The sequence below is a fragment of the Streptomyces venezuelae genome (assembly GCF_008642295.1).
Lineage (GTDB): Bacteria > Actinomycetota > Actinomycetes > Streptomycetales > Streptomycetaceae > Streptomyces > Streptomyces venezuelae_C.
Genome location: NZ_CP029190.1, coordinates 5,910,049 through 5,936,586, shown reverse-complemented (window position 1 = coordinate 5,936,586; position 26,538 = coordinate 5,910,049). Strand labels below are relative to the sequence as shown.

The 26,538-nt window shown below is 73.2% G+C and carries 28 protein-coding genes; 14 read left to right on the top strand and 14 right to left on the bottom strand.

The window, feature by feature from the left end:
• Window positions 1-226: 226 nt before the first annotated feature.
• Window positions 227-1,771: an APC family permease gene (locus DEJ50_RS26740; RefSeq protein WP_150210644.1), complete on the bottom strand. Its 1,545-nt coding sequence runs from the start codon at window positions 1,769-1,771 to the stop codon at window positions 227-229.
• A gap of 30 nt (window positions 1,772-1,801) precedes the next feature.
• Complete coding sequence (locus tag DEJ50_RS26735; RefSeq protein ID WP_150210643.1) at window positions 1,802-2,749, bottom strand: hypothetical protein; 948 nt, start codon at window positions 2,747-2,749, stop codon at window positions 1,802-1,804.
• A 232-nt stretch (window positions 2,750-2,981) separates the two neighbouring features.
• Here DEJ50_RS26735 and DEJ50_RS26730 point away from each other — a divergent pair, with 232 nt between their 5' ends.
• On the top strand, window positions 2,982-3,413 hold the full coding sequence (locus DEJ50_RS26730) for an ASCH domain-containing protein (protein WP_150210642.1): 432 nt from the start codon (window positions 2,982-2,984) through the stop codon (window positions 3,411-3,413).
• A 68-nt stretch (window positions 3,414-3,481) separates the two neighbouring features.
• Here DEJ50_RS26730 and DEJ50_RS26725 read toward each other — a convergent pair whose 3' ends face one another.
• A complete protein-coding gene (locus DEJ50_RS26725; RefSeq protein WP_150210641.1) occupies window positions 3,482-5,137 on the bottom strand; it encodes an FAD-binding dehydrogenase in 1,656 nt (551 codons plus the stop codon).
• A 56-nt stretch (window positions 5,138-5,193) separates the two neighbouring features.
• On the opposite strand from DEJ50_RS26725, the gene DEJ50_RS26720 reads away from it, so the two are divergent.
• From DEJ50_RS26720 to DEJ50_RS26690, 7 genes are all read left to right on the top strand, one after another.
• A complete protein-coding gene (locus DEJ50_RS26720; protein WP_150210640.1) occupies window positions 5,194-5,715 on the top strand; it encodes an NUDIX hydrolase in 522 nt (173 codons plus the stop codon).
• Window positions 5,716-5,724: 9 nt separating this feature from the next.
• Window positions 5,725-6,123: a YidH family protein gene (locus DEJ50_RS26715; protein WP_150210639.1), complete on the top strand. Its 399-nt coding sequence runs from the start codon at window positions 5,725-5,727 to the stop codon at window positions 6,121-6,123.
• On the top strand, window positions 6,120-6,482 hold the full coding sequence (locus DEJ50_RS26710; protein WP_150210638.1) for a DUF202 domain-containing protein: 363 nt from the start codon (window positions 6,120-6,122) through the stop codon (window positions 6,480-6,482). The genes DEJ50_RS26715 and DEJ50_RS26710 overlap by 4 nt, the downstream gene beginning before the upstream one ends.
• Window positions 6,483-6,549: 67 nt before the next feature.
• Complete coding sequence (locus DEJ50_RS26705; protein WP_150210637.1) at window positions 6,550-6,846, top strand: hypothetical protein; 297 nt, start codon at window positions 6,550-6,552, stop codon at window positions 6,844-6,846.
• Between the two features lie 94 nt (window positions 6,847-6,940).
• Entirely contained in the window at window positions 6,941-7,852 is a 912-nt protein-coding gene (locus tag DEJ50_RS26700) for an MBL fold metallo-hydrolase (RefSeq protein ID WP_150210636.1), read from the top strand.
• A gap of 240 nt (window positions 7,853-8,092) precedes the next feature.
• Window positions 8,093-9,124, top strand: a complete 1,032-nt coding sequence (locus DEJ50_RS26695; protein ID WP_150210635.1) for a phosphotransferase family protein — start codon at window positions 8,093-8,095, stop codon at window positions 9,122-9,124.
• A 13-nt stretch (window positions 9,125-9,137) separates the two neighbouring features.
• A complete protein-coding gene (locus DEJ50_RS26690) occupies window positions 9,138-10,358 on the top strand; it encodes an acyl-CoA dehydrogenase family protein (protein WP_150210634.1) in 1,221 nt (406 codons plus the stop codon).
• 203 nt (window positions 10,359-10,561) lie between these two features.
• Here DEJ50_RS26690 and DEJ50_RS26685 read toward each other — a convergent pair whose 3' ends face one another.
• Genes DEJ50_RS26685 through DEJ50_RS26675 form a run of 3 tightly spaced genes read right to left on the bottom strand, consistent with a single transcriptional unit; the run spans window position 10,562 to window position 13,695 of the window.
• Window positions 10,562-11,182 carry a TetR/AcrR family transcriptional regulator gene (locus tag DEJ50_RS26685; RefSeq protein WP_150210633.1) on the bottom strand — a complete coding sequence of 207 codons (621 nt, stop codon included), beginning with the start codon at window positions 11,180-11,182 and terminating at the stop codon, window positions 10,562-10,564.
• 33 nt (window positions 11,183-11,215) lie between these two features.
• Complete coding sequence (locus tag DEJ50_RS26680; RefSeq protein WP_150210632.1) at window positions 11,216-12,934, bottom strand: class I adenylate-forming enzyme family protein; 1,719 nt, start codon at window positions 12,932-12,934, stop codon at window positions 11,216-11,218.
• A complete protein-coding gene (locus tag DEJ50_RS26675; RefSeq protein WP_150210631.1) occupies window positions 12,931-13,695 on the bottom strand; it encodes an SDR family oxidoreductase in 765 nt (254 codons plus the stop codon). Before DEJ50_RS26675 ends, DEJ50_RS26680 begins: the two co-directional genes overlap by 4 nt.
• Window positions 13,696-13,809: 114 nt before the next feature.
• Between DEJ50_RS26675 and DEJ50_RS26670 the strand changes: the two genes are divergently transcribed.
• From DEJ50_RS26670 to DEJ50_RS26655, 4 genes are all read left to right on the top strand, one after another.
• The gene (locus DEJ50_RS26670) at window positions 13,810-15,063 is read left to right on the top strand and encodes an exo-beta-N-acetylmuramidase NamZ domain-containing protein (RefSeq protein ID WP_150210630.1); all 1,254 of its coding nucleotides are present in this window, start codon (window positions 13,810-13,812) and stop codon (window positions 15,061-15,063) included.
• Between the two features lie 136 nt (window positions 15,064-15,199).
• Window positions 15,200-16,438, top strand: coding sequence for a serine-threonine protein kinase (locus tag DEJ50_RS26665; protein WP_190344711.1), 1,239 nt, complete (start codon window positions 15,200-15,202; stop codon window positions 16,436-16,438).
• An 89-nt stretch (window positions 16,439-16,527) separates the two neighbouring features.
• Window positions 16,528-17,181, top strand: coding sequence for a hypothetical protein (locus tag DEJ50_RS26660; RefSeq protein WP_150210629.1), 654 nt, complete (start codon window positions 16,528-16,530; stop codon window positions 17,179-17,181).
• A gap of 7 nt (window positions 17,182-17,188) precedes the next feature.
• Window positions 17,189-17,881 (top strand): 3-keto-5-aminohexanoate cleavage protein, encoded by a 693-nt coding sequence (locus DEJ50_RS26655; protein WP_150210628.1) that lies wholly within the window; start codon window positions 17,189-17,191, stop codon window positions 17,879-17,881.
• A 6-nt stretch (window positions 17,882-17,887) separates the two neighbouring features.
• On the opposite strand, the gene soxR is transcribed toward DEJ50_RS26655, so the two are convergent.
• On the bottom strand, window positions 17,888-18,331 hold the full coding sequence (soxR, locus tag DEJ50_RS26650) for a redox-sensitive transcriptional activator SoxR (RefSeq protein WP_150210627.1): 444 nt from the start codon (window positions 18,329-18,331) through the stop codon (window positions 17,888-17,890).
• Window positions 18,332-18,437: 106 nt separating this feature from the next.
• On the opposite strand from soxR, the gene DEJ50_RS26645 reads away from it, so the two are divergent.
• Window positions 18,438-18,899: a MaoC family dehydratase gene (locus DEJ50_RS26645; RefSeq protein ID WP_150210626.1), complete on the top strand. Its 462-nt coding sequence runs from the start codon at window positions 18,438-18,440 to the stop codon at window positions 18,897-18,899.
• Here DEJ50_RS26645 and DEJ50_RS26640 read toward each other — a convergent pair.
• The 3 genes from DEJ50_RS26640 to DEJ50_RS26630 all read right to left on the bottom strand — a co-directional run bounded on the left by DEJ50_RS26640 (window position 18,890) and on the right by DEJ50_RS26630 (window position 21,116).
• On the bottom strand, window positions 18,890-19,534 hold the full coding sequence (locus DEJ50_RS26640) for a TetR/AcrR family transcriptional regulator (RefSeq protein WP_150210625.1): 645 nt from the start codon (window positions 19,532-19,534) through the stop codon (window positions 18,890-18,892). The two genes, DEJ50_RS26645 and DEJ50_RS26640, sit on opposite strands and share 10 nt — an antisense overlap.
• Before the next feature lie 59 nt (window positions 19,535-19,593).
• A complete protein-coding gene (locus DEJ50_RS26635) occupies window positions 19,594-19,893 on the bottom strand; it encodes a YiaA/YiaB family inner membrane protein (RefSeq protein ID WP_150210624.1) in 300 nt (99 codons plus the stop codon).
• 68 nt (window positions 19,894-19,961) lie between these two features.
• A complete protein-coding gene (locus DEJ50_RS26630; RefSeq protein ID WP_150210623.1) occupies window positions 19,962-21,116 on the bottom strand; it encodes an acyl-CoA dehydrogenase family protein in 1,155 nt (384 codons plus the stop codon).
• A 64-nt stretch (window positions 21,117-21,180) separates the two neighbouring features.
• On the opposite strand from DEJ50_RS26630, the gene DEJ50_RS26625 reads away from it, so the two are divergent.
• On the top strand, window positions 21,181-21,843 hold the full coding sequence (locus DEJ50_RS26625; protein WP_150210622.1) for a TetR/AcrR family transcriptional regulator: 663 nt from the start codon (window positions 21,181-21,183) through the stop codon (window positions 21,841-21,843).
• A gap of 105 nt (window positions 21,844-21,948) precedes the next feature.
• Here DEJ50_RS26625 and DEJ50_RS26620 read toward each other — a convergent pair whose 3' ends face one another.
• The 4 genes from DEJ50_RS26620 to DEJ50_RS26605 all read right to left on the bottom strand — a co-directional run bounded on the left by DEJ50_RS26620 (window position 21,949) and on the right by DEJ50_RS26605 (window position 26,479).
• Window positions 21,949-22,371: a hypothetical protein gene (locus DEJ50_RS26620; RefSeq protein ID WP_150210621.1), complete on the bottom strand. Its 423-nt coding sequence runs from the start codon at window positions 22,369-22,371 to the stop codon at window positions 21,949-21,951.
• 87 nt (window positions 22,372-22,458) lie between these two features.
• Window positions 22,459-23,538 (bottom strand): Zn-dependent alcohol dehydrogenase, encoded by a 1,080-nt coding sequence (locus DEJ50_RS26615; protein WP_150210620.1) that lies wholly within the window; start codon window positions 23,536-23,538, stop codon window positions 22,459-22,461.
• Window positions 23,539-23,561: 23 nt separating this feature from the next.
• Window positions 23,562-24,974 (bottom strand): aldehyde dehydrogenase family protein, encoded by a 1,413-nt coding sequence (locus tag DEJ50_RS26610; protein WP_150210619.1) that lies wholly within the window; start codon window positions 24,972-24,974, stop codon window positions 23,562-23,564.
• A gap of 80 nt (window positions 24,975-25,054) precedes the next feature.
• The gene (locus DEJ50_RS26605) at window positions 25,055-26,479 is read right to left on the bottom strand and encodes a CitMHS family transporter (RefSeq protein WP_150210618.1); all 1,425 of its coding nucleotides are present in this window, start codon (window positions 26,477-26,479) and stop codon (window positions 25,055-25,057) included.
• Between the last annotated feature and the right edge of the window lie 59 nt (window positions 26,480-26,538).

Here is a 26,538-nt window from a genome sequence, read left to right as displayed (position 1 = left end):
TCGTGGGTGGGACAGGCAGGCTGGGGGGTGGGCGCAGGGGAGCTGGGTGGTGTCCCCTGTGCCGCCTTCCGGTTCGTTTCTGGCTATTGGTCGCCCCAGGAGACCACGCATGGCTGTGGGTGCCAAAACCGGGCTTCGGTCCACCTTCGAATGCGAACGCCCCCGGAACCCTTAGAAAAGGGTGCCGGGGGCGTCGGTAAGGCTGGGAGTGAGGCCTGCGTGGAGGTCAGTCGCGGCGCGTGGCCTCGGCCGCCTGGTCGAGGCGGAAGGCCTCGTTCCCGAGGCCGATCCGGGCGTGGGTCTCGGGGCGCCTGGCGCGCAGGACCAGGCCGTAGCCGAGGCCGATGACCACGGCGGCGCCGATGATTCCGGGCAGCACCCAGCCGAGCGCGGAGCCCTCGGCGGCGCCGACCAGGACGCCGAAGTCCTTGACGGTGTATCCGGCGATGCCGAGCAGGGCGACGCCTGCGGTGCCGGCGGCGGTGAGCCGCCAGATCTGGGCGCCGGCGGTGCCGCGGCGGACGAAGAAGGCGATCACGGCGAACGAGGCGGCGGCCATGAGCAGGGTCACACCGAGGGCGCCGACGCTGCCCATCCAGGTGAAGAGGTGCAGTACGGGTGCGGTGGGGTCGCCGGCCGGCTTGTCGTCGGTGAGGGCGAAGGCGAGGACGACGAGGGTGGCCACGCCGGTCTGGAGGAGGGAGCCGGTGGCGGGGGCGCCGGTGCCGGAGTTGGTACGGCCGAAGGCGCCCGGCAGCAGGCCCTCGCGGCCCATGGCGAAGGCGTAGCGGGCGACCACGTTGTGGAAGCTGAGCATGGCCGCGAACATGCCGGTGACGAAGAGCACGTGCAGGACGTCGGTGAAGGTGCTGCCGAGCCGGGCCTCGGTGAGGAAGAAGAGGAGGCCGGAGCCGTGCTCGGCGGAGGTCCCGACGACCGCCGAGGGGCCGGTGGCGACGGTGATCGCCCAGGCGCTGAAGGCGAAGAAGAGGGCGACGAAGCCGATGGCGAGGAACATCACCCGGGAGACGACGATGTGCGGCTTGCTGGTCTCCTCGGCATAGACCGGGGACTGCTCGAAGCCGACGAAGGCGGCGATGCAGAAGCAGAGCGCGGTGCCGAGGCCGGCTCCGCTGAGGGTCTCCGGGTTGAAGGCGTGCAGGGAGAGGCCCTCCCTGCCGGGTTCGGCGAGGGCGGCGATGTCGAAGACCAGGACGAGGCCGCACTCGATCAGGAGGAGGACGCCGAGCACCTTGGCGTTCAGGTCGATCTTGAGCCAGCCGAGGGCGCCGGTGGCGGCGACGGCGAACAGGGCGGGGATCCACCAGGCGACTTCGATCTCCAGGTAGGTGGCGAACAGGCCGGAGATCTCGAAGCCGAGGATGCCGTAGACGGCGACCTGCATGGCGCTGTAGGCGACCAGGGCGACCAGGGAGGCGCCGACCCCGGCGGTGGGTCCGAGGCCGCGGGCTATGTACGCGTAGAGGGCGCCGGCGTTGTGGACGTGCCGGCTCATCTCGGCGTAGCCGATGCCGAAGAGGGCGAGGACGATACCGAGGATGACGAACAGCAGGGGCTGGCCCGCGATGCCCATGAGGCCGAAGGTGGTGGGCATCACACCGGCCACCACCAGGAGGGGGGCGCTGGCGGCGAGGACGGAGAGCAACAGGCCGGCGGTGCCGAGGCGGTCCGCGCGCAGGGCCCGGTCCTGGCCCTTGTACGTGCGGATCTCGGCCGCGGGGTGGAGCGTGCTGGAACTGCCCGTCGCCATGGCGGGTCGTCCTTTCCGGGGGCAAGAGGTTCAGGCGGAGCCGAGCGCGGCACTGCGCGCGGCGAGGAAGGCCTTGTGGGGGTCCAGGTCGGGGTAGGACCAGGGGGCGTGCGTGGCGTGCCGGCCGATCCGGTGGAAGAGGGCGGCGGCCTCTGCGGGGCGGCCTTCGCAGAGCTTGGCGTGTGCGAGGAAGTTGAGGTCGACCCGGTTGCGGGGGTGGTCCTCGCGTTCCCATTCCAGCCACCAGTCGAAGGCGGCGCGCAGGACCTGGCGGGCGCGCCGGCCGGACCAGTGCTGGGCGGCGTTGTCGAAGGTGTGGCCGTGCTGGGTGGCGAGCACCCGGTACCGCTCGGCGTGGGCGATGACCGGGAGGACGGCGAGCGGGGAGTCGGCCGGGGCCTCCTCGGCGGCCCAGGCGGCGAAGTCGTAGACCTCGTGGAGCGGGTCGTGGCCGGTTCCGGGGGTGCGTTCGGCGAGCCGGGCGACCATCAGGTGGTGGGCGTGGTGGTGCTCGCGGTGGCGGGCCCGGACCTGGTCGAAGTGCCGGCTGAACTCTTCCTCGTTGCCGAAGGCGCGGCTGAGCATGAGGAGGCCGAGCCAGGGGGTGGGGTCGGCGGGGAGCAGGGCGGCGGCGCGGCGGCAGGCCTCGTCGGCGGCCTCGGGGGTGCCCTTGCGGCGCAGCGCGGCGAAGACGGCCGCGCAGGCGTGCAGGGTGAGGGCGTCGGCGCTGTCGGGTTCGGCGAGCAGCCACTCACCGGCCCAGGCTCCGGCGGCGGGGGTCTGGGCGAGGACGACCAGGCGGTGGCCGCGGCGGTCCCAGTCGTCACCGGTGGCGGCGAGCAGGGCGCGGACGCTGGACCACCGGCCCTGGGTGAACCGGGCGCGGACGTCGACGAGTTCGGCATCGCAGAGGGCCGGGTCGAAGAGCTGGGCGTCCCGCTTGCGGGAGCGGCCGAGGGGCGGCGGAGGCGGGGACATCCGCGGATTTCCCTCCAGGACGCGAGCTTCGGTCGGACTGCGGTGCCGGACGTCATGTTGAATGATCACGCACAGCAAAGCGGTAGGCACAGCTCCGCGTCAAGGTCCGGACTTGCGGGTGGCGCGTTTCAACTGGTGCGATTCGTGGGTAAGTTGGGTTGGTTGTGCGGGTTCGCGGGGTGAGCGCGCGATGGTGGCGGGCCGGGCTGCGGGGCGGATTACGGTGGGCTCCATGACCTCGAATGAAGATCTTCCGCCCTACTTGCTGGGCTTTCCCGGACCGTTGCGCGATCAGCTCGTCGAAGCGGTCCTGACCGGCCGGAAGACCACGACCACCGGGCTGTTGGCCGGGTACGAGGCCGAGCGGGAGCCACTGCCGGCGGCCGGGGAACGGTACGCGCTGGTGGACTCGGCGGAGCGTCCGGTGGCCGTCCTGGAGATCACTCGGGTGCGGGTGGTCCGGCTGGCGGAGGTCGACCTGACACACGCGCAGGATGAGGGCGAGGGATACGCGTCCGTGGCCGAATGGCGTGCCTCGCACGAGGACTTCTGGCACGGGGCGGAGTCGCGGGCGGCGCTGGGGGACCCTGCGTATGCCGTGGACGACGACACGCGGGTGGTGCTGGAGCGGTTCCGCGTGGTGCGGGCCGGCGCCGCCGGCTGACCGGGGCGGGGCCGGGGCCCGCCCCACCCGCCGGGCGACGCCCCGGCCCCGTCCGACGCCCGGGCGTGTCAGGCCGTGGCTGCGGCTGCTGCGCGGCCTGCCGCGCGGCCGGAGAAGATGCAGCCGCCCAGGAACGTGCCCTCCAGGGCGCGGTAGCCGTGGACCCCGCCGCCGCCGAAGCCCGCCGCCTCGCCGGCCGCGTAGACGCCCGGCAGCGGATCACCCGCCGGGGTCAGCACCTGCGAGGACAGGTCGGTCTCCAGGCCGCCGAGGGACTTGCGGGTGAGGATGGAGAGCCGGACCGCGATCAGCGGGCCCGCCTTAGGGTCGAGGATCCGGTGCGGTGCAGCGGTCCGGATCAGCCGGTCGCCGAGGTACCTGCGGGCCCCGTGGATGGCCGTCACCTGGAGGTCCTTGGTGAACGGGTTGGCGATCTCCCGGTCCCGGGCGGTGATTTCACGCCGCAGGGCCGTCTCGTCGATCAGGTCCTCCTTCGTCAGCTCGTTCATCCGGCGCACCAGGGCCGGCAGTTCGCGCTCCACGATGAAGTCCGCGCCGCGGTCCATGAACGCCTGGACCGGGCCGGGGACCGCCTGCCGGGCCCGGTCGATGACGTCCCGTACGGACTTGCCGGTGAGATCCGGGTTCTGCTCGGAGCCGGAGAGGCCGAATTCCTTGCCGATGATGCGCTGGTTGAGCACGAACCAGGTGTGGTCGTAGCCGGTCTTCATGATGTGGTCGAGGGTGCCCAGGGTGTCGAAGCCCGGGAAGAGCGGCACCGGGAGGCGCCGGCCGGTGGCATCCAGCCAGAGGGAGGACGGGCCGGGGAGGATGCGGATGCCGTGCCGGGCCCAGATCGGGTCCCAGTTCTCGATGCCCTCGGTGTAGTGCCACATCCGGTCCTTGTTGATGTGGCTGGCGCCCGCCCGCTCGGTGATGCCCAGCATCAGCCCGTCCACATGGGCCGGGACCCCGGACAGCATCCGGGCCGGCGGGGTGCCGAGCCGGTCCGGCCACTGGGACCGGACCAGCTCGTGGTTGCCGCCGATACCGCCGGAGGTCACGATCACCGCCTGCGCGCGCAGCGAGAACGCGCCGGTGGCCTCGCGGCTGCTGGCGGTTCCCCGTACGGCCTCCGAGGGCGCCAGCACCTCCCCGGTGACGGTGTCCACCACGCCCGCCGTACGGTCCAGTCCGGTCACCCGGTGCCGGAACCGCAGCTGGACCAGGCCCCGGGCCACTCCGGCCCGGACCCGCCGCTCGAAGGGTTCGACCAGGCCCGGTCCGGTGCCCCAGGTGATGTGGAAGCGGGGGACGGAGTTGCCGTGCCCGGTGGCGTCATAGCCGCCGCGCTCGGCCCAGCCGACCACCGGGAAGAACCGCACCCCCTGCCCGTGCAGCCAGGACCGCTTCTCCCCCGCCGCGAAGTCGACGTACGCCTCGGCCCAACGGCGGGGCCAGGCGTCCTCCGGACGGTCGAAGCCGGCCGTGCCCAGCCAGTCCTGCAGGGCCAGCTCCGGGCTGTCCTTGATCCGCAGCCGGCGCTGTTCGGGGGAATCCACGAAGAACAGCCCGCCGAAGGACCAGTGGGCCTGCCCGCCGAGGGACTGCTCGGGCTCCTGGTCGAGCAGGATGACCTTGCGTCCCGCGTCGACGAGCTCGGCGGTGGCCACCAGACCCGCGAGACCGGCCCCGATCACGATCACGTCTGCGTCGTACGTCATGCGCAGATCCTGGCTACGCGGCGGTAACCCGTCAACAGTCCTGCTTGGATGAATCCGTGAGTGCATCGGATGAGGTACTGGACGTGGTGGACCGCGAGGACCGGGTGGTCGGGCAGGCCCGACGGGCCGAGGTCTATGCGGAGGGTCTGATCCACCGCTGTGTGTTCGTCCTGGCCCGGGACGAGCGGGGCCGGGTGTTCGTCCACCGCCGGACCGGCTCGAAGCTCGTCTTCCCGTCCCACTACGACATGTTCGTGGGCGGGGTGCTGGGTACCGGCGAGGGCTACGCGGAGGCCGCCCTGCGGGAGGCCGGGGAGGAGCTGGGCGTGGCCGGGCTGCCGAGTCCGGAGCCGCTGTTCAAGTTCCTGTACGAGGGGCCGGGCGGGGCCTGGTGGTCGTACGTGCACGAGGTGCGGTGCCCGGCGGCGGCCGTGCAACCTCAGGTGTCCGAGGTGGCCTGGCACACCTTCCTGCCGGAGGAGGAGCTGGACCGGCGCGTCGAGGAGGGCGGCTGGCCCTGGGTGCCGGACGGGCTGGAGGCCTACCGGCGGCTGCGGGAGTTCCGCAGCCGTGCGTAGATTGCCCGTGTGATCGACTTCGTCAAAGACGCGCGCCTCTGGTTCGCGCCGCAGCGGGTCCGGGACGAGGGCGAGACGCCCGACTACCGGTTCTCGCTGGCCAATGAACGTACCTTCCTGGCCTGGATCCGGACCGCGCTGGCCCTGGTGGGCGGCGGGTTCGCGGTGGACCAGTTCCTGCCGGACCTGCGGTGGGGCGTCCGGATCGGGATGGCGGTGGCCCTGCTGCTGGTGGGCATGGCGTGTGCGTTGCGCGCGGTGAACCACTGGGTGCGGTGCGAGCGGGCGATGCGGCGCGGCGAGGACCTGCCGGTGTCGCGGTTCCCGGTGCTGCTCAGCCTGGGGGTGGGGCTGGTCGCGGTGGCGATGATCTTGGTGGTGCTGATGGGCTGGACGAAGAGCCCGTGAGCGGCGTCGGCAGGGCCGCCGGTGCGGGCGGGGCCGCTCGTGCGGGCGGGGCCGCCGAGGGGCGCGATCCCGGGCTCCAGCCCGAACGCACCCGGCTGGCGTGGCGGCGTACGACGCTGACCTGCACGGTCACCGCCGTGCTCGCGATGCGGCAGGCGCTGCGCGGCACCGGGTCGGCCGTGGAGATCACCGGGACGGCCGTCACCGCGCTGGTGTGGCTGGTCTTCACGGGGCTGGCCCATCGGCGGATCCGGGAGCTGGCGACGGTGCGGCCGGCCGGACTCGCCCCGCGCGCGGCCCTGGCGGCCACGCTGTGCACCGTGGCACTGGCGGTGTTCGCGCTCGCGGTGATCATCTGAGCCGTGCACACCCGTGACGGCGCGGCAAAACGGGCGATATCGCCACGACCTCACTAGCCTCGGAACCATGACCACCATGCACCAGGAACACCCCACGCACGAGCACGCTCACGGTCCCGGCTGCGGGCACACCGAGGTCGCCCACGGGGACCACGTCGACTACGCGCACGACGGCCATCTGCACCGGCAGCACGAGGGGCACTGGGACGAGTGCGAACCCGGCGGGCACGTCACCCACGAGGGCCACGAGCACGCGCACGGCAGCGACTGCGGCCACGAGGCCGTCCCGCACGGGGACCACCTGGACTACCTGCACGGCGGCCACCGGCACGCCGAGCACCAGGGCCACTACGACGACCACTGACCACCCGCCAGGCCCCTCAGACCCCCCTCTCCCCGGGCCGTGCTGCGGCTGACAGGATGCATGCGCCTGACAACGCGACCCGGGGAGAGCGCAGATGACCGCCGACAAGCCCTACCTCGTCCGGCCGGCGGCCGGCGTGCACGCCTACATCCAGCCGGACGGCGGCTGGTGCCTGAACAACGCGGGCTTCGTCTCGGACGGGGGCCAGACCCTGCTCGTGGACACCGCCGCCACCGAGCGCCGGGCACTGGCGCTGCGCGATGCGGTCACGGCGGCCGGGGCCCCGCTGCCGCGCACCGTGGTGAACACCCACCACCACGGCGACCACACCTACGGCAACGGGGTGTTCACCCCCGAGGCGCTCGTCCTCGGCCACGACAACGCGCGCGCCGAGCAGCTCGCCGCCGGGCACCAGCTGGAGATGATCTGGCCCACGACCGACTTCGGCGCCGTCGAGATCACACCGCCGACCCTCACCTACAGCGACCGGATGACCCTGTACGTGGGCGGGACCGAGGTCCGGGTGATCCACCCCGGCGTCGCGCACACCACCGGGGACTCGGTGGTGTGGCTGCCGCGGCAGCGGGTCGTCTTCACCGGGGACCTGGTCTTCGCCGAGGGCACCCCGTTCCTGGCCATGGGCTCGCTGGAGGGGTCGTTGCGGGCGCTGGAGCTGCTGCGCTCGCTGGACGCCGAGACCGTCGTACCCGGGCACGGTCCGCTGACGGACCCGTCGGCGTACGAGGCCACGGAACGCTATCTCCGGTACGTGGACGAGCTGGCCCGGGAGGGCCGGGCGAAGGGCCGGAGCCCGCTGGAGACGGCCCGGGGCGCGGACCTGGGCGAGTTCGCGGCCTGGCGGGAGAGCGAGCGACTGGTGGCGAACCTGCACCGGGCGTACTCGGAGCAGGAGGGCGAGCCGGCCGGGGCGCCGCTGGACATCGCGGCGGTGCTGCGGGACATGACGGTGATGAACGGGGGCGTACCGGTGGCCTGCCATGCCTGAGGGCGGCGCCGGCCGGACGGGGTGACGGGCCCGGCCCGGAGCGGCGCCGCGGTCGGGCCGCGGCCACACCTCGGCCGGACCGGCGGTCGGCTGGCCGGGCCGAGCTCCGCCCGCCTGGGCCGGCGCCGGGCGGGGGCCCGGGTCAGGGGGCCGGCCCGGGTCGGGGGGTGGACGGCATACCGACTGGTCGGCATGATGGGGCGGACGACATCGCATCGACTCCGTACGGAGGTGCGCACCATGACCTCAGCCGATCCCGGCCCCCGGGGCCTCGACCTGGAGCGGCTGCGCGGCCATCTGGACCGCGCCCGGCCCGGGCTCGTGGCCGGGCCGCTGAGCGGCCGGCTCATCGAGGGGGGCCGTTCCAACCTCACGTACGCGGTCACCGACGGCACCGGCCGCTGGGTGGTACGCCGCCCTCCGCTCGGCCATGTGCTGGCCACCGCCCACGACATGCGGCGCGAGCACCGGGTGATCGCGGCCCTGCACGGCACGGCGGTCCCGGTGCCCGAGCCGCTGCTGCTGTGCGAGGACGAGGAGGTGCTGGGCGCGCCGTTCTACGTGATGGAGTACGTGGACGGGGTGCCGTACCGGACGGCCGCGCAGCTGGCCGGACTCGGTCCGGAGCGGACCCGGCAGGCGGTGCTGCACCTGGTCGACACCCTGGTCGACCTGCACGCGGTGGACCCCGCGGCAGTGGGGCTCGCGGACTTCGGCCGGCCGGAGGGCTTCCTCGACCGGCAGCTGCGCCGCTGGGGCAAGCAGCTGGACGCCTCCCGCAACCGGGACCTGCCGGGGATCGACGAGCTGCACGGCGCCCTGGGCCGGGCCCTGCCGGACTCCCCCGCCCCCACGGTGGTACACGGCGACTTCCGCCTCGACAACGTCCTGATCGGCGGCACGGACGACCGGATCCGCGCCGTGCTGGACTGGGAGATGTCCACCCTCGGCGATCCGCTCACCGACCTCGGCCTGCTGGTGATGTACAGCTCGGACCTGGGGCTGACCGAGTCCCCGGTCAGTACGACCAGCAGCGCGCCGGGGCATCCGGCGCCGGCCGAGCTGATCGAGCGGTACGCGGCCCGGTCGGGCCGGGACACCGGGGCGATCGCCTGGTACACGGCCTTCGCCTGGTTCAAGCTCGCGGTGATCCTCGAAGGAATCCACTACCGCTACACGCTCGGCCAGACCGTCGGCGCCGGCTTCGACCGGATCGGCGAGCTGGTCCCGGTCTTCATCGAACACGGTCTGACCACCCTCCAGGAAGGCTGAGGAGCCGATCAGCATGGACTTCGCATTCGACGCCCGGACCGAGGAACTCCGCGAGCGGCTGCTCGCGTTCATGGAGGAGCACGTGTACCCGGCGGAGCCCGTCGCCGCCGCGCAGCGGGCCGCCCTGCCCTCGCCCTGGGACACCCCCGCCGTCTTCGGGAAGCTGCGGGCCGAGGCCCGCCGGCAGGGGCTGTGGAATCTCTTCCTGCCGGATTCCGAGCACGGTGCCGGGCTGACCAACCTCCAGTACGCCCCGCTGGCGGAGATCACCGGGCGCAGCCCGCACCTGGCGCCGATGGCGCTCAACTGCGCCGCCCCGGACACCGGGAACATGGAGCTGCTCGCACAGTTCGCGAGCGAGGAGCAGCAGAAGCAGTGGCTGGAGCCGCTGCTGACCGCCGAGATCCGGTCGGCGTTCGCGATGACCGAGCCGGAGGTGGCCTCCTCGGACGCGACGAACGTCGAGACCCGGATCGAGCGGTCGGCGGACGGCTCCGAGTATGTGGTCACCGGCCGGAAGTGGTTCATCTCCGGGGCGATGAGCCCGGACTGCAAGGTCTTCATCGTGATGGGCAAGACCGACCCGGAGGGTGCGGACCCGCGCCGTCAGCAGTCGATGATCCTGGTGCCGCGCGACACCCCGGGGGTGGAGGTGCGGCGGGCGATGACCGTGTACGGGTACGAGGACCACGACCACGGCGGCCATGCCGAGGTGGTCTTCGACGGCGTACGGGTGCCTGCCGCCCATCTGATCGGCGAGGAGGGCTCCGGCTTCGCCATCGCCCAGGCGCGGCTCGGGCCGGGCCGGATCCACCACTGCATGCGGCTGATCGGGATGGCGGAGCGGGCGATCGAGCTGATGTGCCGGCGGGCGGTGGGGCGTACGGCCTTCGGCAAGCCGCTGGCCGCGCAGGGCGTGGTGCAGAACTGGATCGCGGACGCCCGGGTCACCGTGGAGCAGCTGCGGCTGCTGGTGCTGAAGACGGCGTGGCTGATGGACACGGTGGGCAACCGCGGGGCGCACACCGAGATCCAGGCGATCAAGATCGCGACCCCGCGGGCGGTGGTGCGCATCCTCGACAACGCGGTCCAGCTGCACGGCGCGGGCGGGGTCAGCCAGGACTTCCCGCTGGCCGAACTGTGGGCGGCGGCGCGGACGCTGCGGCTGGCGGACGGGCCGGACGAGGTACACCAGCGGTCGCTGGCGCGGCGGGAGCTGAAGCGGTACCAGTAGCCCCCGGCGAGCGGGCGGGTGGGCCGGGGCGGGGCGGGGCCGGGGCGGTGAACCCCGCGGACGGGGGCCGGGCGGGGACCGGAGCCGTGAACCGGCGCCCGCCCCGGCCGACCGGCCGGGGCGGGCCCGGGCTGGGCAGCGGCCCTGCCGCAAGGCGGCGCCGGGTTCCGGGCAGCGGCCCCGGGCCTGTTCCCCGCGCCCCGTCAGGGGCGCAGTGCGCGCAGCAGCAGGTCGGCGAGGTGGTCGGCGACCTGCTGGGGGGTGAGCGGTCCGTCCGTGCGGTACCAGGTGGACAGGTGGTGGACCGACCCGAAGTGGTAGTCCACGACCAGGTCGGCCGGGGTGGCGGTGGAGAACACCCCGGACTGCTGGCCCTCTTCGATCAGGGCCCGGAACCGCTCGTGGTAGCGCCGCCGCTCGGCCCTGACCTGCTTGAACTTCTCCGGGCTCAGCTGGTGCATCGACCGGAAGAAGATCATCGCGTCGTCGAGGTTCTCGATGGTGGTCACCACCACGTCGGCGGCTGCGGCCCGCAGCCGCTCCTCCACCGGGGCATCGGAATCGGCCACCGCGTCCAGCCGCTGCTGCTGGAGCCGCAGCATGCGCGCGTACACCTCGTGCAGCAGATCGTCCTTGGACCCGAAGTAGTGGTAGAGCGCCCCCTTGGTGACCCCGGCCGCCTCCACGATCTCCTGGACGGAGGTGCGGTCGTACCCGCGCTCCGCGAACAGACGGGTGGCCACGGCGAGCAGTCGCTGCGGTACCGGGGTGTCGGTGCCTGTGTCCGTGCCGCTCCTCACGGGTGGCGTGGTCCTGGCAGCCATGGCCGTTCCCTTCGTATGGTTCTCCGGCTGTTTTCAGCCGCGTGCGCGCAGTTCTCGTCGCAGGATCTTGCCACTGGTCGTCTTGGGAAGAACAGCCAGGATCTCGACCTCGCGCGGGTACTTGTAGGCGGCGATCCGCTCGGCACAGTAGGCGGAGAGCTCGGCGGACTCGGCCGAGGTGCCCGGGCGCAGGCTCACGTACGCCTTCACGGTCTCGCCGCGGTAGGGATCCGGGACCCCGACCACGGCGGCCTCACGGACCGCGGGGTGGGTGTAGAGGACGTCCTCGACCTCCCTCGGCCAGACCTTGAACCCGGACGCGCTGATCATGTCCTTCTTCCGGTCGACCACGTACAGCCAGCCGTCCCGGTCCATGAACCCGACGTCCCCGGTGCGCAGTTCACCGCCGGGGAAGGCCTTGGCGGTGTCCTCGGGCAGCTTCCAGTAGCCGGGCACCACCTGGGGGCCGCGGACCGCGATCTCGCCGGTCTCGCCGAACGGCAGCTCGCGGCCCCGCTCGTCGAGGATGCGTACGACGGTCTCGGCGCCCGGCACCCCGACGGAGAGGGTGCCGGTCGCCGGGTCGACGGGGGCTTCGAGGTGGGCGGGGACGGCGGACACGGCGCCGGTGGACTCGGTGAGGCCGTAGCCGTTGCGCAGGTCACAGCCGAGGGTGGTGCGCAGCCGCGCGACGAGGGCGGGCGGCAGCGGGGCGCCACCGGAGGAGACGATCCGGAACGAGGCGAAATGGTCCCGGGTGACCGCGGGGTGCGCGGCGAGGGCCATGAAGGCGGTGGCCGGGCCGATGGTGTAGGCGGGGCGGTGTTCCAGGAAGGCGTCCAGCACCACGCCCGCGTCGAAGCGGTGGGCGAGGGCGAGGGTGCCGGCGTTGACGAAGCAGGCGGTGAGCTCGCAGACCATGCCGGTGATGTGGAAGAGGGGGGCCAGGGCGAAGTAGCCGGCGCCCTCGGCTATCGGGTGGCCGGCGACCTGGCGGGCGGCGTTGTGGGTGAGCGCGCCGTGCGGGTTGAGGGCGCCCTTGGGGGTGCCGCTGGTGCCGGAGGTATAGCTGATCAGGGCGGTGTCGGCGGCTGCGGGTTCGGGAACGGCGGGGGCGGGGTGGCCCCGGCGGGCCACGGCTGCCAGGTCGGCGGGGGCGGGGCTGGGGCCGGTCGGCTCCGGGGCCGGGGGCGGGATCGTGGCGCGGGCCGGGGCGTGGGCCGGGGCCGGCTCCGGGGCGTGGGCCGGGAAGATGCGCGGGTCGTTGCGGGTCTGGAAGTCCCGGTCGTCCGCGGTCAGCACGGCGCGCACCGCACTCCCCCGCGCCGCCTCCTCCAGGTACGCCGACCAGGCACCGGCCGCGCACACCAGCGCGCCGGCACCGGAGTCGGCGAGCACATGGCGCACCTCCGCGGCCTTGTACATCGGGTTGAGCGGGACGACGACCGCGCCCGCCTTCCAGGCGGCCAGGACCGCCAGCACCAGGTGCGGGGTGTTCTGCAGCATGACCGCGACCCGGTCTCCGGGCCGTACGCCGTGGGCGGCGAGGTGGCCGGCCAGTGAGTCGGAGAGCGCGTCGGTCTCGGCGTAGTCCAGCCGGCCGTCGAAGTAGGCGAGCGCGGTGCGTTCCGGTGCCCGGGCCACGGCCGACCGGAAGGCGTGCAACACGGTGGGCGGCGGCGCGACGGGGGCCAGTTGGGCCGGGCTGAGCCGGCCCAGCCAGGGCCGGACGGCGGAGGGCAGCCCGGTCACGCACCCTCCCAGGTCCGCTGGAGATGGTTCATGCCGCTCAGCCAGCGGTCGGGGTCCGTGGCGCGCGCCGTGTAGTACCCGGCGACCTCCGGGTGCGGGAGGATCATGAAGGTGCCCTTCGCCATACCGTCGAACAATGCGTCCGCGACCGTGTCCGGTTCGATCGCGGTCGGGGCGAGGACCAGCTCGCCGGCCGAGCCGGCGGCGGTCAGCATGTCCGTCCGCACCCCCTGCGGGCAGATGGCGTGGACCTGGATGCCGCGGTGGCGGTAGGTCAGCGAGAGCCACTCCGCGAAGGCGAGCGCACCGTGCTTGGTGACACTGTACGGGGCCGCTCCGATCATGGTCAGCAGCCCGGCGGCGGAGACGGTGGAGACGAACCGGCCGCTGCCCCGCTCCAGCCAGTCCGGCAGCAGCAGGCGGGCGGCGCGGACGTGCGCCATCACATTGGTCTGCCAGGCCGCGTCCCATACGTCCTCGTCGGCGAAGGCGTCGCCGCCCGCGGCGATTCCGGCGTTGGCGCAGTAGATGTCCACGGTGCCGCCCAGCGCCTCCCGGGCCTCCGCCACGACGGTGGAGGCGTCGCCGGGCACGGCGAGGGCTCGGCCGCCGATCCGGTCGGCGACCGCGGCGGCCCGGTCCGGGTCGAGGTCGTTGACGACGACCCTGGCGCCCTCGGCGGCGAAACGGTGCGCGAGGGCCGCGCCGATGCCGCCGCCCGCTCCGGTGACGACGACTCGAGTGTCCTGGTACGCGCCCATGGGGATCACCTTTCGTAGCGGCTGTTGCAGCGGCGGTTGCGGCGGCGGTTGCGGGCGACAGACTAACCAGTCGGTATGTCGGGGCGGAAGGGGCCGCGGGCCTAGCGTGGCGGGATGAGCCTGTCGAGACGCGGACTGCTGGGACTGGCGGGGGCCACCGTGGGAGCCACCGGTGCGGCGGGTGTGGTGGGGGCTGCCGGGACGGCGGGGGCCGGCGGGCGGGTGCGGACCGGTTTCGAGGAACTGGCGGCGGACGGGTACCGGCTGCTGGCCGGGCTGCGGGTGGGGGTGGTCACCAACCCCACCGGGATCACCGCCGACGCCCGCCACCTGGTCGACGTCCTGCACGCGGACGACCGCGTGAACCTGGTCGCGGTCTTCGGGCCGGAACACGGATTCCGGGGGACGGCCCAGGCGGGCGGATCCGAGGGCCGGAGCCAGGACCCGGCGACCGGGCTGCCGGTCCACGACACGTACGGCAAGAGCGGCCAGGCCCTCGCGGACGTGTTCACCGCCGCCGGCGTGGACACCGTCCTCTTCGACATCCAGGACGTCGGAGCCCGCTTCTACACCTACATCTGGACCCTGTACGACTGCATGCGCGCAGCCGCGGCGGCCGGGAAGGCGGTGGTGGTGCTGGACCGGCCCAACCCGGTGGGCGGGCGGCGGGCGCTGGGCCCGGTGCTGGAGCGGCCGTACGCCAGTTTCGTCGGGCGGGAGCCGATCGCGCTGGCGCACGGGATGACGGCGGCGGAGCTGGCCCGCCTGTTCAACGGGGAGTTCCTGGCCGGGCGGCCGGTCCGGCTGGAGACCGTACGGATGTCGGGGTGGCGGCGCGGTTCGTTCTTCGGGGCGACCGGGCTGCCCTGGGTGCCGCCCAGCCCGAACATGCCGACCCCGGACACCGCCCTGGCCTATGCCGGGACCTGCCTGTTCGAGGGGACCAACCTCTCCGAGGGGCGGGGTACCACCACCCCGTTCGAGCTGGTGGGCGCGGAGGGCATGGACCGGCGGTGGGCGGAGGCCGCGAATGCGCTGGAGCTGCCCGGGGTGTGGTTCCGGGAGGCCTGGTTCACCCCCGCCTTCTCCAAGTTCGCGGGGCGGACCTGTGGCGGCGTACGGATCATGGTGCACGACCGGGAGGCCTTCGACCCGGTGCGGGCCGGGATCGGGCTGCTGGTGACGGCGCGGCGGACCTGGAGCGGTTTCGCCTGGCGGTCCGACCACTGGATCGACCGGCTGACCGGCTCGGACCGGGTGCGGCGGCTGGTCGACGCGGGCGCGGGGGTGGAGGAGATCGCGGCGGACTGGGCGGCCGGGCTGGCCCGGTTCTCGGCGGTACGGGAGGCCTACCTGCTGTATCCGTGAGGGGCCTGGGGCGAGGGGGCGCGGGCCGGCGCACCCGGTGCGCCCCGGGTCGTGCCGGGTGTGCAAGGGGGCTGGCCGGATGCACGGTACGGCGGGATGCTGGAGCGCACGGGCGGGCGCGGCGGAGGGGGACCTCGTGTCGGATGCGGGACTGGGCGTGGGGCCGTACGCGGAGCTGCGGTTCGACGCCGAAGGGGACGTGGATCCGGCGGGCCGGGCTGCGGTGGCCCGGCTGAACGCGACGGACCTGCTGGTGTTCTCGCACGGATGGAACAGCGAGCGGTCGACGGCGACGCGGCTCTACGACCGGTTCTTCGCCCCGTTCCCGGGGCTGGTCGGGCCGTCGGTGCGGCTGGGGTACGTGGGTGTGGTGTGGCCCTCGATCCGGTTCGCGGACGAGCCGATCCCGGATTTCGACCTGCGCGGGATCGGCGGCGCGGGCGAGGGGCCGGGGCTGGATGCCGAAACCCGGCGGGCTCTCGGGGAGTTCTGGCCGGGCCACGAGGCAGAGCTGGACCGGATCGCCGAACTGCTGTCGCAGCAGCCGGAGTCGGCTGCCGCGATCACCGAATTCGGCGTGCTGGTAAGGGCTTTGGCCGGGCTGGACGGGATGGACTCCGAGGAACCGGTGCCGGCCCTGTTCGCCGGGGATGCCGTGGACAGCTGCCGCGCGCTCGGCCACGGACTGGCCGAAGCGGGCCGGGAGGAAGGCCCGGGCGCACTGTGGGACGGCGGCAGGGAACTGCTGCGGCAGGCCACCTACCACCGGATGAAGAAGCGGGCCGGGGTGGTGGGCGAGCGCGGACTGGGACCCGTACTGACCGACCTGGCGCGCGGCCGTCCGGAGCTGCGGGTGCATCTGATCGGGCACAGCTTCGGGGCCCGGGTGGTGGCCTTCGCCTTGCGGGCGGTGCCGGACGGCTGGGACTTCATCCGTTCCCTGATACTCCTTCAGGGAGCCTTCTCCCACTACGCGTTCGCCGATCGGCTGCCCCACGATCAGGGCCGGGGCGGGGCGCTCGCCGGGTTGCAGCGGAGGGTCCGCGGGCCGGTGGTGTCCTGCTACTCGCGGCACGACTCGGCGCTGAAGGTGTTCTATCCGCTGGCCTCCCGGATGGCGGGTGATTCGGCCGGATTCGCGGGCTTCGACGCGCGGTGGGGCGCAATGGGCCACGACGGTGTCCAGGCGGTGCCGGGCGCGGCCCGCATCACCCTGGACACGGCCCTGCGGGGCGGCCTGCCGGAGGCCGGATGTGTGAGCGTGGACGCGGCGGCGGTGGTCCGGCGGGGCGGGGCGCCCTCGGGGGCGCACAGTGACATCTGCCATGAGGAGCTGGCCCGGGTGGTGGTCGCAGCGGGCCGGATGGGGCGCTGAGTTCCGGCCATGTGCCACCCGTACGCCTCGACCGCCCCCGCATGCGCCCACATCCGGAAGGGCATGTTGGCCCACGGAGGTGAGACGTGATGGCGGGATTCCGGAGTCTGGCGGTCCAAGTGCGCGACGCGCGCAACGACCGGGCCCTGCGGCGGCATTCGCTGCGCCGCTGCCTGGAGAGATTCGCGCCGTACGGGCACCGGGCCACCTGGTGGCACCTGTGCGACCGGCACGGGATCGCCCCCGAGGACCGGGCGGCCGACCCCCAGCGGCTGGTGGCGGCGCTGGAGGAACTGGAGGAGGCCAGGGCGGTCTGGCTGGAGTACGAACGGCACTTCGCCGAGCGCAGGCGCCGCGAGAAGCACCACGGGCTGCGCCGGCCGGAGTGGGCGTGGGGCGGGGCGGCGGTGGTGGTGCGCTGCGCCGACCCGGGGGTGCGGCCGGACGGGCCGCTGGGCGAAGTGCTGCGGCGGCTGGTGAAGGCGCTGGAATCGGAGCCGGGGACGGCCTGCCCGGTCTGCGGGGCGCAGGAGCTGCGGTGGGGGGCGCCGCGATTCGGCGTGGCCGGGGCCGCCGGGGCCGTCGGGGCCGGAGCCGGTTTCGCCGGGGCCGGGGGTGCCGGGGCGGTTGCCACCGGGGTGGTCGCGGCCGTGGGTGCCGATGTCCGGGGGCCGTGGGACGGGCCGGTGTGCGCGGGGTGCGGCATCGTCGTGCCGCGGCCGGCGCTGGCGGACACGGCATGATGCCCGCATGGTCCAGGTATCGCTGAACGGGTCCCGGACGGCGGCGGACGGTGCGGCCGTGCCGATGTCGCCGGAGGCGCTGGTGGAGGCGGCGGTCGGGTCGGTGGCGGCGGGGGCCGCCGAGATCCTGGTGCATCCGCGGACGCCGTGCGGCCGGGAGAGCCTGTCCCCGCGGGTGGCCGGCCCGCTGCTCGCCGCGCTGCGGGCGGCGGTCGCGGTCCCGCTGGCGGTCTCCGCGACCGTTCCGGGCGAGCCGGATCCGGTGGGCCGGATCCACGCCTGGGAGATCCTCCCGGACCGCGCGACGGTGGACCTGGCGGAACCGGGCGCGGCGGCCGTGGCGGCGGCGCTCGCCGAACGCGGCATTGCGGTGGACGGGGTGCTGCGGCCGGGCCCGGGGGGCGGGCCGGCGCCGGAGATTCCGTACGCGCGGCTGGTGGTCGAGCTGACCGCAGCCGATCCGGCGCTGCTGCGCGGGCCCGGCGGGACGGTGGTGTACGGGCGCGGGGCGGCGGCCTGGCCGGTGTTCCGGATGGCGGTGGCCGCCGGCTATTCCTGCCGGACCGGCATCGGAGACGTCCTCCACCTCCCGGACGGCCGCCCGGCCCGCTCGAACGCGGAACTGGTCTCCGCGGCCACCGCCCTGGCGACCGGCCTAGGGGGGTGTCCGGCGGATCAGGGCCGGGCCCGGCCCGCCTGATACCGCCTAGAGGCGGGAGCCGGTGAGGCGGTCGCCGAACATGTCGTCCGGGTTGGACAGCACGCAGCTCTCCAAGGACAGGCAGCCGCAGCCGATGCAATCCGTCAGGTGGTCGCGGAGCCGACCCAACCGCTTGATGCGGGCGTCGAGTTCGGAGCGCCAGGCCTCGGACAGCCGCGCCCAGTCCTCGCGGTTGGGGGTGCGTTCCTCCGGGAGCTGCGCCAGGGCCTCCCGGATGGTGACCAGCGGGATGCCGACCCGCTGCGCGGCCCGGACGAAGGCCACCCGGCGCAGCGCGTCCCTCGAGTAGCGGCGCTGGTTGCCCGAGGTGCGGCGGCTCTTGATGAGCCCCTTGGCCTCGTAGAAGTGGAGCGCGGACACCGCCGCTCCGCTGCGCGCGGACAGCTGGCCGACGGTCAGTTCATGGACATTCTCGGGAATCTGCGGCACCCGGCCGAGCCTAGGCGATGTCCGGCGCACCGCCGGTCCGCACATGGTCCACAACCATGCTGAGCAAGCGCTTGTTCCGACTGGGAGAGCTGGGAGAGGGAGACGCATGGCCGAGCCGAGGATCTTCACGTCCGCCGAGGAACTGCACGCCGGGACCGGTGCACCGCTGGGGCCCAGCGACTGGCTGGAGGTCGACCAGAAACGGATCGACCTGTTCGCGGACGCGACCGGCGACCACCAGTGGATCCACGTCGACCCCGAGCGCGCCGCCTCCGGCCCCTTCGGCTCCACCATTGCGCACGGCTATCTGACCCTGTCCCTGCTGCCCAGCCTGGTGCCGCAGATCATGCGGGTCGAAGGCATGCGGATGGGCATCAACTACGGGGTGAACAAGGTCCGTTTCCCCGCGCCGGTGCCGGTCGGTTCGCGGCTGCGCGCGACCGCCGTGATCACGGAGGTCGGCGAGGCGGGCGGCGGGGTGCAGGTCGCCGCGACCGTCACGGTGGAGCGCGAGGGCGGCGACAAGCCGGTGTGCGTGGCGGAGACGGTGTCCCGCTACTACTTCTGAGCCGCACCCACCATACGGAGCACGAGGTCGGCGTAGAGCGCGCCGACCTCGTCGGGGGTGCGGTTCCCGGCAGTGCTGAACCAGCGGGCCACGTCGATGCAGAGCGAGAGCACGGCCAGGGTGGTGCCGGACACGTCGGGGACGTCGAACTCCCCCGCCGCGACCCCGTCGGCGAGGATTCCGCGGACGGCGGCATCGCTCTGCCGGCGCAGTGCCACGATTTCGGAGCGGTGCTCCGGACCGAGAGCATCGAGCTCGTACTGGACCACCCGCGCGGTGGTGTGGTGGGCGGCGTGCCAGCGCACGAAGGACCGTACGGCCGCATCGAGCCGCTCGGCGGCGGTGCCCGGACCCTCGGCCGCCGTCGTGAGGATCTCCAGCGCCTTGTCGTGACCGATCCGGCTGATCCGGTGGAGCAGCTCTTCCTTGGTCTTGTAATGGATGTAGAGGGCGGCCGGGCTCATCCCGGCGCGCTGCGCGATGTCCCGGGTGGTCGTGGCGTGGTACCCGCGCGCGGCGAAGGCCTCCACCGCCGCGATCAGCAGTCGCCGGGCCGCATCGGGAGCGACCTCCGACCACGGCACGTATCCGTCGCCGCTGCCGCCGGTCTCCGCCGCGCTGTCCGCGCTGTCCATCGCTCGCTCACCTCTCCGCCCTGTGGAAGTGAACACCCTACCGGAGGGTGAGCAAGCGCTTAGGGCTTCGGTGCCTTCGGGTGGAAGGGGTCGTACTCCGTCATGATCTTCTCCATCCGGGCCTGGTCCACCCGGCTGACGATCTGGTCGGCCTCCTGCCGGTCCCGGATCACCTTGGCGAGGGTGAAGGCGGAGGTGGTCAGGTACAGGACCGCGATCCCCATGAAGGCCCGCACCCAGGCGCCCGTGTCCATGTTGTAGATGCCGACCGCGACCGCACCGAGGGCGATGGCGAAGGACGCGACGGCCTGGCCGTAGTACGCCCCCGTGTTCTGCTGCTTGACCGGTGTCTCGTTCATGGGTCCACCATCGCCGCGCCCCGGCCGGAGCGGCATCCGCTCGGCTACTCAGTTGCCGGGCCGGGTACTCAGAACGCCGAAACCCCCGTGAGGGCACGGCCGATGAGCAGTTTCTGGATCTGGCTGGTGCCCTCGTAAAGGGTCATCACGCGGGCGTCGCGCAGCAGCTTCCCGGCCGGGTATTCGTCGATGTATCCGTAACCGCCGTGCACCTGGAGGGAGTTGCTCGCCGCGCGGACGGCCGCCTCGGAGGCGAAGAGCTTCGCCGTGGCCGATTCGACGGCGAACGGCCGCCCCCGGTCGATGAGATCGGCAACCCGCCAGGTGAGCAGCCGGGCCGCGTCCACGTCCACCGAGATGTCCGCGATGAGCTCCTGCACCAGCTGGTGGTGGGCGATGGGCTTGCCGAACTGTTCGCGCTCGGCGGCGTAGGCGACGGCCGCGTCCAGCGCCGCCTGGGCCAGACCCACACAGCCGGCGGCCACCGACATCCGGCCCTTGGCGAGCGCCGACATTGCCACGGTGAACCCCTTGCCCTCCGGGCCGAGCAGGGCGGAGGCGGGCACCGCGACGTCCTCCAGGACCAGCTCGGCGGTGGCCTGGCCGCGCAGGCCGAGCTTGCCGTGGATCTCGCGGCGGGTCAGACCGGGTGTGTCGGCGGGCACGAGGAAGGCGGAGACCCCGCGGTGGCCGGGCTCGCCCGGGTCGGTGCGGGCGAAGAGCAGCACCACATCGGCCCAGGTGCCGTTGGTGATGAACATCTTGCTGCCGTTGAGGACGTACGTACCGCCGGACCGGACGGCGCGGGTGGTGAGGCTGCCGGCGTCGGAACCGGTGCCGGGTTCGGTCAGCCCGAAGCAGCCGAGGGCGTCGCCCGAGCAGAGCCGGGGCAGCCACTCCCGCTTCTGCTCCTCGCTCCCCCAGGCGGCGATGGTCTTGGCGACCAGGCCGAGGGAGACGGAGACGATGCCGCGCACCGCGGAGTCGCCGCGCCCGAGCTCCTCGGTGACCAGGGCGTAGGAGAGGTGGTCGCCGCCGGAACCGCCGTACTCCTCCGGCACGGTGAGCCCGAGGAAGCCGACCGCGCCGAGCTTCTTGACGATGGCGCGGTCGACGCTCTCGGCGCGGTCCCAGGCCGCGGCGTACGGGGCGATCTCGCGCTCGGTGAACTCGCGGGCCAGCCGCCGTACGGCGGCCTGCTCCTCGCTCGGCTCCAGGTTCATGGCCACCCCTCGGGCGATGCGTTAACTAGCAGCGGTAGTTTTTGGCACGCTTACTATGTGGCGCATGGCCAGACCGCGCAAGCCCCTTCTGAACCGAGAACGCATCGTCGAGGCGGCGGGGGTCCTGGTCGACCGGGAAGGGCTGGAGGCGGTGTCGACGCGGCGGCTGGCCGCCGCGCTCGGGGTCAGCGGGCCCTCCCTGTACAACCACTTCCGCACCAAGGACGAGATCCTGGAGGCGGTGGCCGACGCGGTGAGCGCGCGGGTGGACCTCTCGATGTTCGGGGCGGACGATCCACGGGACTGGCGGACCGCGCTGCGTGACTGGGCGCACTCCTACCGGGGCGCGCTGGCCGACCATCCGAACATCGTGCCGGTGCTGGCACGCGGCCCGGGCCGCCGGCCGTCCGGTCTGCGGGTGGCGGACGCGGTGTTCGGCGCCATGACGGCGGCGGGCTGGCCGCCTGCCCAGGCCACCAGGATCGGCGCGCTGATGCGGTACTTCATCCTGGGCTCGGCGGTGGGCTCGTTCGCCCGCGGGTTCGTGGACGACGAGGCGGCGTACGACCCGGCGGACTATCCGCACCTGGGGCAGGCCCATCTGCTCGCCGAGCGGCAGCGGGAGGTCGACGAAGGAGCCTTCGACGCGGGCCTGACGGCCCTCCTGGACGGCCTGGCCCTGCAGTACGAGGCCCTCGGCCTGAGCCGGGGCGAAGCCCTGGCCTGAACCGGGGCGAAGCCCTAGCCTGAACCGGGGCGAAGCCCTGGCCTGAACCGGGGCGAAGCCCTGGCCTGAGCCGGGGCGAAGCCCTGGCCTGATCGGGGTGCGGGCTCAGACTCCGCCGCCGCAGCCCCCGCCGCAACCCGCGCCGCAGCCGCCCGCCGGGCCCCCGACGCCCTTCGAGGCCCAGCCACCGCCACCGCCCCGGCCCCGGCGCGCGGGCGCCGGCAACCGTGGGAGTACCGCGCCGGGCGGCAGGCAGCCCAGTCCGGTCAGGGCCACCTTCATCAGCTTCGCCTCGGTCCGATCCCCCGTCGGGTCCGCCGCCCGGAGCCGGCGGCGCAGCGCGCGGCGGGCCGCCCGGCCCGCGAGGGTCGGCGGGCGCCAGCCCCAGGACGCGTGGCGCCGGGCCGTGGAGACCAGGCCGTCCGCGGCCAGCCGCCCGGCGAGCGCGGCCACGGCGGGGTGGCCGGCCGTCTCGCTCAGCACCTCCCGTGCGACCCGGCTGTCCGCGCCGCAGGTACGCCGCTTCATAGCGGGTGAGCCGCCTCCGCGACCCGCGCAGCAACAGGGGCAAGTATTTCGGCATGGTGCGCGAATTGTCCGCCCGGAACGTCGGTCCTAGAAGACCACCAGGGAGCGACCGCCCTTGCCGGCGAGCATCGCGTCGAACGCGGCCGGGATGCCCTCCAGACCTATCCGGTCGGTGACCAGCGCGCCGAGGTCGAGCCGGCCGGCCAGGACGTGTCCGGCGAGCACCGGGAGGTCGCGGGCGGGATCGCTGTTTCCGTAGACACAGCCGGTGAGGGTGCGGGCGAAGTGGAATATCTCCAGGGCGTGGAAGGCCACCTGCTGGTCCTTGCCGCCGATGCCGACGACCGTGGTGCGTCCGCCGCGCCGGGTGGACTCCCAGGCGGTGCGGATGGTGTCGGCGCGGCCGACGCATTCGACGGCCACGTCGGCGCCCTGGCCGGCGGTCAGGGCGCGGATCTCCTTGGCGGTGGCGTCGGAGGCGAGGACGAACTCGGTGGCTCCGGCCGCCCGGGCCAGCTCCTCCTTGGCCGGGGAGACATCCACCGCGATAATCGGGCCGGCACCGGCGATGCGGGCGGCCTGGAGAGCGGCGAGGCCCACCCCGCCGGCTCCGAACACGGCCACCGACTCCCCCGACCGGACTGTGGCGCTGTGGTGGACGGCGCCGTAGCCGGTGAGCACCGCGCAGCCGAGCAGGGCCGCCTCGGTCAGCGGGATGCCGACGGGGGCGGGCAGCACGCAGTTGGCCGCGACCACGGTTTCCTCGGCGAAGGCCGCGACATTGAGGCCCGGGTGCAGTTCGGTGCCCTGGGAGTCGTGGGCGTGGATGCCCCCGACCCCGGTGAGCGCCTTGGCGCAGAGCCACACCTCGCCGATGGTGCAGTGGTGGCACCGGCCGCAGGAGGGGGCCCAGTTGAGGACCACTCCGTCACCGGGGGCGACATGGGTGACGCCCTCGCCGACGGCGAGGACGGTGCCGGCGCCCTCGTGGCCGAGGACGGCGGGCACCGGCACCCTCATGGTTCCGTTGGTGAGGGAGAGGTCGGAGTGGCAGACCCCGGCGGCGACAAGTTTGACGCGAACCTGACCGGGACCGGGATCGGGCAGCACGATCTCCCGTATCTCGAGCGGGGCTCCGACGGCGGGCAGTACGGCGGCGCGGACCATGGTGGTTTTCTCCGGCGGGGTGGTCAGAACTGCAGGGACTTGGTCTGGAGGTACTCGGCCAGGCCGTGCGGCCCCAGCTCGCGGCCGACGCCCGACTGCTTGTACCCGCCGAACGGCGCGAGCGGGTTGAACCGGCCGCCGTTGATGTCCACCTGGCCGGTGTCCATGCGGCGGGCAAACGCCACGGCCGTCTCCTCGTCGGCGGCCCACACCGCCCCGCCGAGGCCGTACACGGTGCCGTTGGCGATCCGGAGGGCGTCCTCCTCGTCCTCGTACGGCAGGATCGCGAGGACCGGGCCGAAGATCTCCTCCTGGGCGATGGTCATCTCGGGGGTGACATCGGCGAAGACGGTGGGCGCGACGAAGTAGCCCTGCTCGCGCGGCGCCTCGGGGCCGCCGGCGACGAGGCGGGCGCCTTCCTCGATGCCCCGGGTGATGTACGCGCGGACGCGGTCCCGCTGCTTCGCGTTGATCACGGGGCCGAGGCGGGTGGCGGGGTCACCCGGGTCGCCCACGGGGTACGAGGCGACCGCGGCGGCGGCAAGGGCCACGGCCTCCTCGTACTGGTCCCGGTGGACGAGCATCCGGGTGAGCGCATTGCAGCTCTGACCGGAGTTGTTCATGACATGGCCGACGCCGGTGGCGACGGCCTTGGCCAGGTCGGCCCCGGGCAGGATGACATTGGCCGATTTGCCACCCAGCTCGAGGGCCACCCGCTTGATCGCGGCACCGGCGGTGGCGCCGACGAGCCGACCGACGGCGGTGGAGCCGGTGAAGGAGACGAGGTCGACCCCGGGGTGAGCGGCCAGCGCCTGTCCGGCGACCGGGCCGGTACCGGTCACCAGGTTGAAGACGCCGGCCGGCAGGCCGGCCTCGTCCACCGCCTCGGCGAAGAGCTGCGCGGTCAGCGGGGTGTCCTCGGCGGGCTTGAGGACGACCGTGCAGCCCGCCGCGAGAGCGGGTGCCACCTTGGCAACGATCTGGTGCAGCGGGTAGTTCCAGGGCGTGATGGCCCCGACCACACCGACCGGTTCGAGCAGCACCGTGGAGTTGCCGATGCGCTCCTCGAAAGCGTGCCCGGCCCCCAGTTCGGCGAACGAAGAGGACACCGCGATGGGGGCCCCGACGTGCACCATCTCCGAGAAGCCCCGCGGGGAGCCGAGCTCGGCGGTGATGACCTCCGCGAATTCCCCCTTGCGGGCGATCAGTACGTCACGCAGGGCCGCGATCCGGCCCGCCCGCTCGGCCGGCGCGGTGGCCGCCCAGCCGGGGAAGGCGGCGCGGGCGGCGCGTACCGCCGCGTCGACGTCCTCGGCCGTGCCGGCCGGGACCCCGCCGAGGACCTGTTCGTCCGCCGGGTTGAGGACCTCGATCCGGTCGCGGCCGGCGGCGGGCCGCCATTCCCCGCCGATGTACATGCCGTCATGGGCCTTCATCGCATTCCTCCCGAGCACCAGCGCGTCGAACCTCGCAGACACCCTACAAATTAGCGCCGGTAGTTTTAGGCGCGCCAGGCTCAGATGATGCCGAAAACGATCCCTGCCGCCAGCACCACGAGGGAGGTGAGCGCGGCCCACTTGACCGTGAAGCGGGTGTGGTCGCCGAACTCCACCTTGGCCATACCGACGAGGACGTAGACGGCGGGGACCAGCGGGCTCGACATGTGCAGGGCCTGGCCCACCAGGGAGGCCCGGGCGATCTCCAGCGGGGAGACCCCGTGGGCGGCGCCGGCCTCGGCGAGAACCGGCAGGACCCCGAAATAGAAGCCGTCGTTCGACATGAAGTAGGTGAGGGGCAGGCTGAGCAGGCCGGTGACCAGGGCCATGTGCGGGCCCATGCCCTCGGGGACGGCGCCGACCAGCCAGTCGGCCATGTGCTTGACCATGCCGGTGCCGGTGAGCACCCCGGTGAAGACGGCGGCGGCGAAGACCATGCCGGCCACATTGAGGACGTTTTCGGCGTGCGCGGCGATCCGGGCCTTCTGGTCCGGCATCTTCGGGAAGTTGACGGTGAGCGCGAGGGCGGCGCCCAGCAGGAACAGCACCGGGATGGGCAGCAGCTCCATGATCATCGAGGTGAGCAGGAGGAGGGTGAGACCGGCGTTGAACCAGTAGAGGCGGGGGCGCAGGGTGGCACGGTGCGGGTCCAGGCCCTGGAACCCCTCGTGCTCCGGGGCGGCGGGGGCCGAAGCGCCGGCGCCGGCGGACCCGGTGGCACCGTCGGGACCGGCGGGGGTACCGGTGGAGCCCGGAACACCGGCCGCAACCAAGGTCTCCACCGGCTCCTCGGCGGGCTCCTCGGCAAGCTCCTCGGCGGGAAGGGCCAGCAGGCCCACCCGGCGGCGCTCGCGCACACCCAGCACATAGGCCAGCACGAACACGAAGACCAGGCCCACGGCGAGGGCCGGGATCATGGGGACGAAGATGTCGGCCGCGTCCAGTTTGAGGGCGGTGGCGGCGCGGGCCGTGGGGCCGCCCCAGGGCAGGGTGTTCATCACGCCGTTGGCGGTGGCGGCCACCCCGGTCATCACCACCAGGCTCAGGCCGAGCCGCTTGTACAGCGGGTACATGGCCGACACCGTGATCATGAAGGTGGTCGAGCCGTCGCCGTCGAGGGAGACGATGGCGGCCAGCACGGCGGTCCCGACGACCACGCGCATCGGGTCCGCCTTGCAGAAGCGCAGGATGCCGCGGACGATCGGGTCGAAGAGGCCGACGTCGATCATCACGCCGAAGTAGACGATGGCGAACATCAGCATGGCGGCGGTCGGCGCGAGCTTGCCGACCCCCTCGATGACGTAGTCGCCGAGCTGCGCACCCTGGCCGGCGACGACGCAGAACAGGGCGGGGACGAGGACGAGTGCCGCGATCGGCGACATCTTTTTCATCATGATCAGGACGAGGAATGTCGCGATCATGGCGAATCCGAGGATGGTCAGCATGAGGGGAAGGTAGGTGTCCCCGATACGCGTCAACAAGGTGTGAACGCGTGAGCAATAAG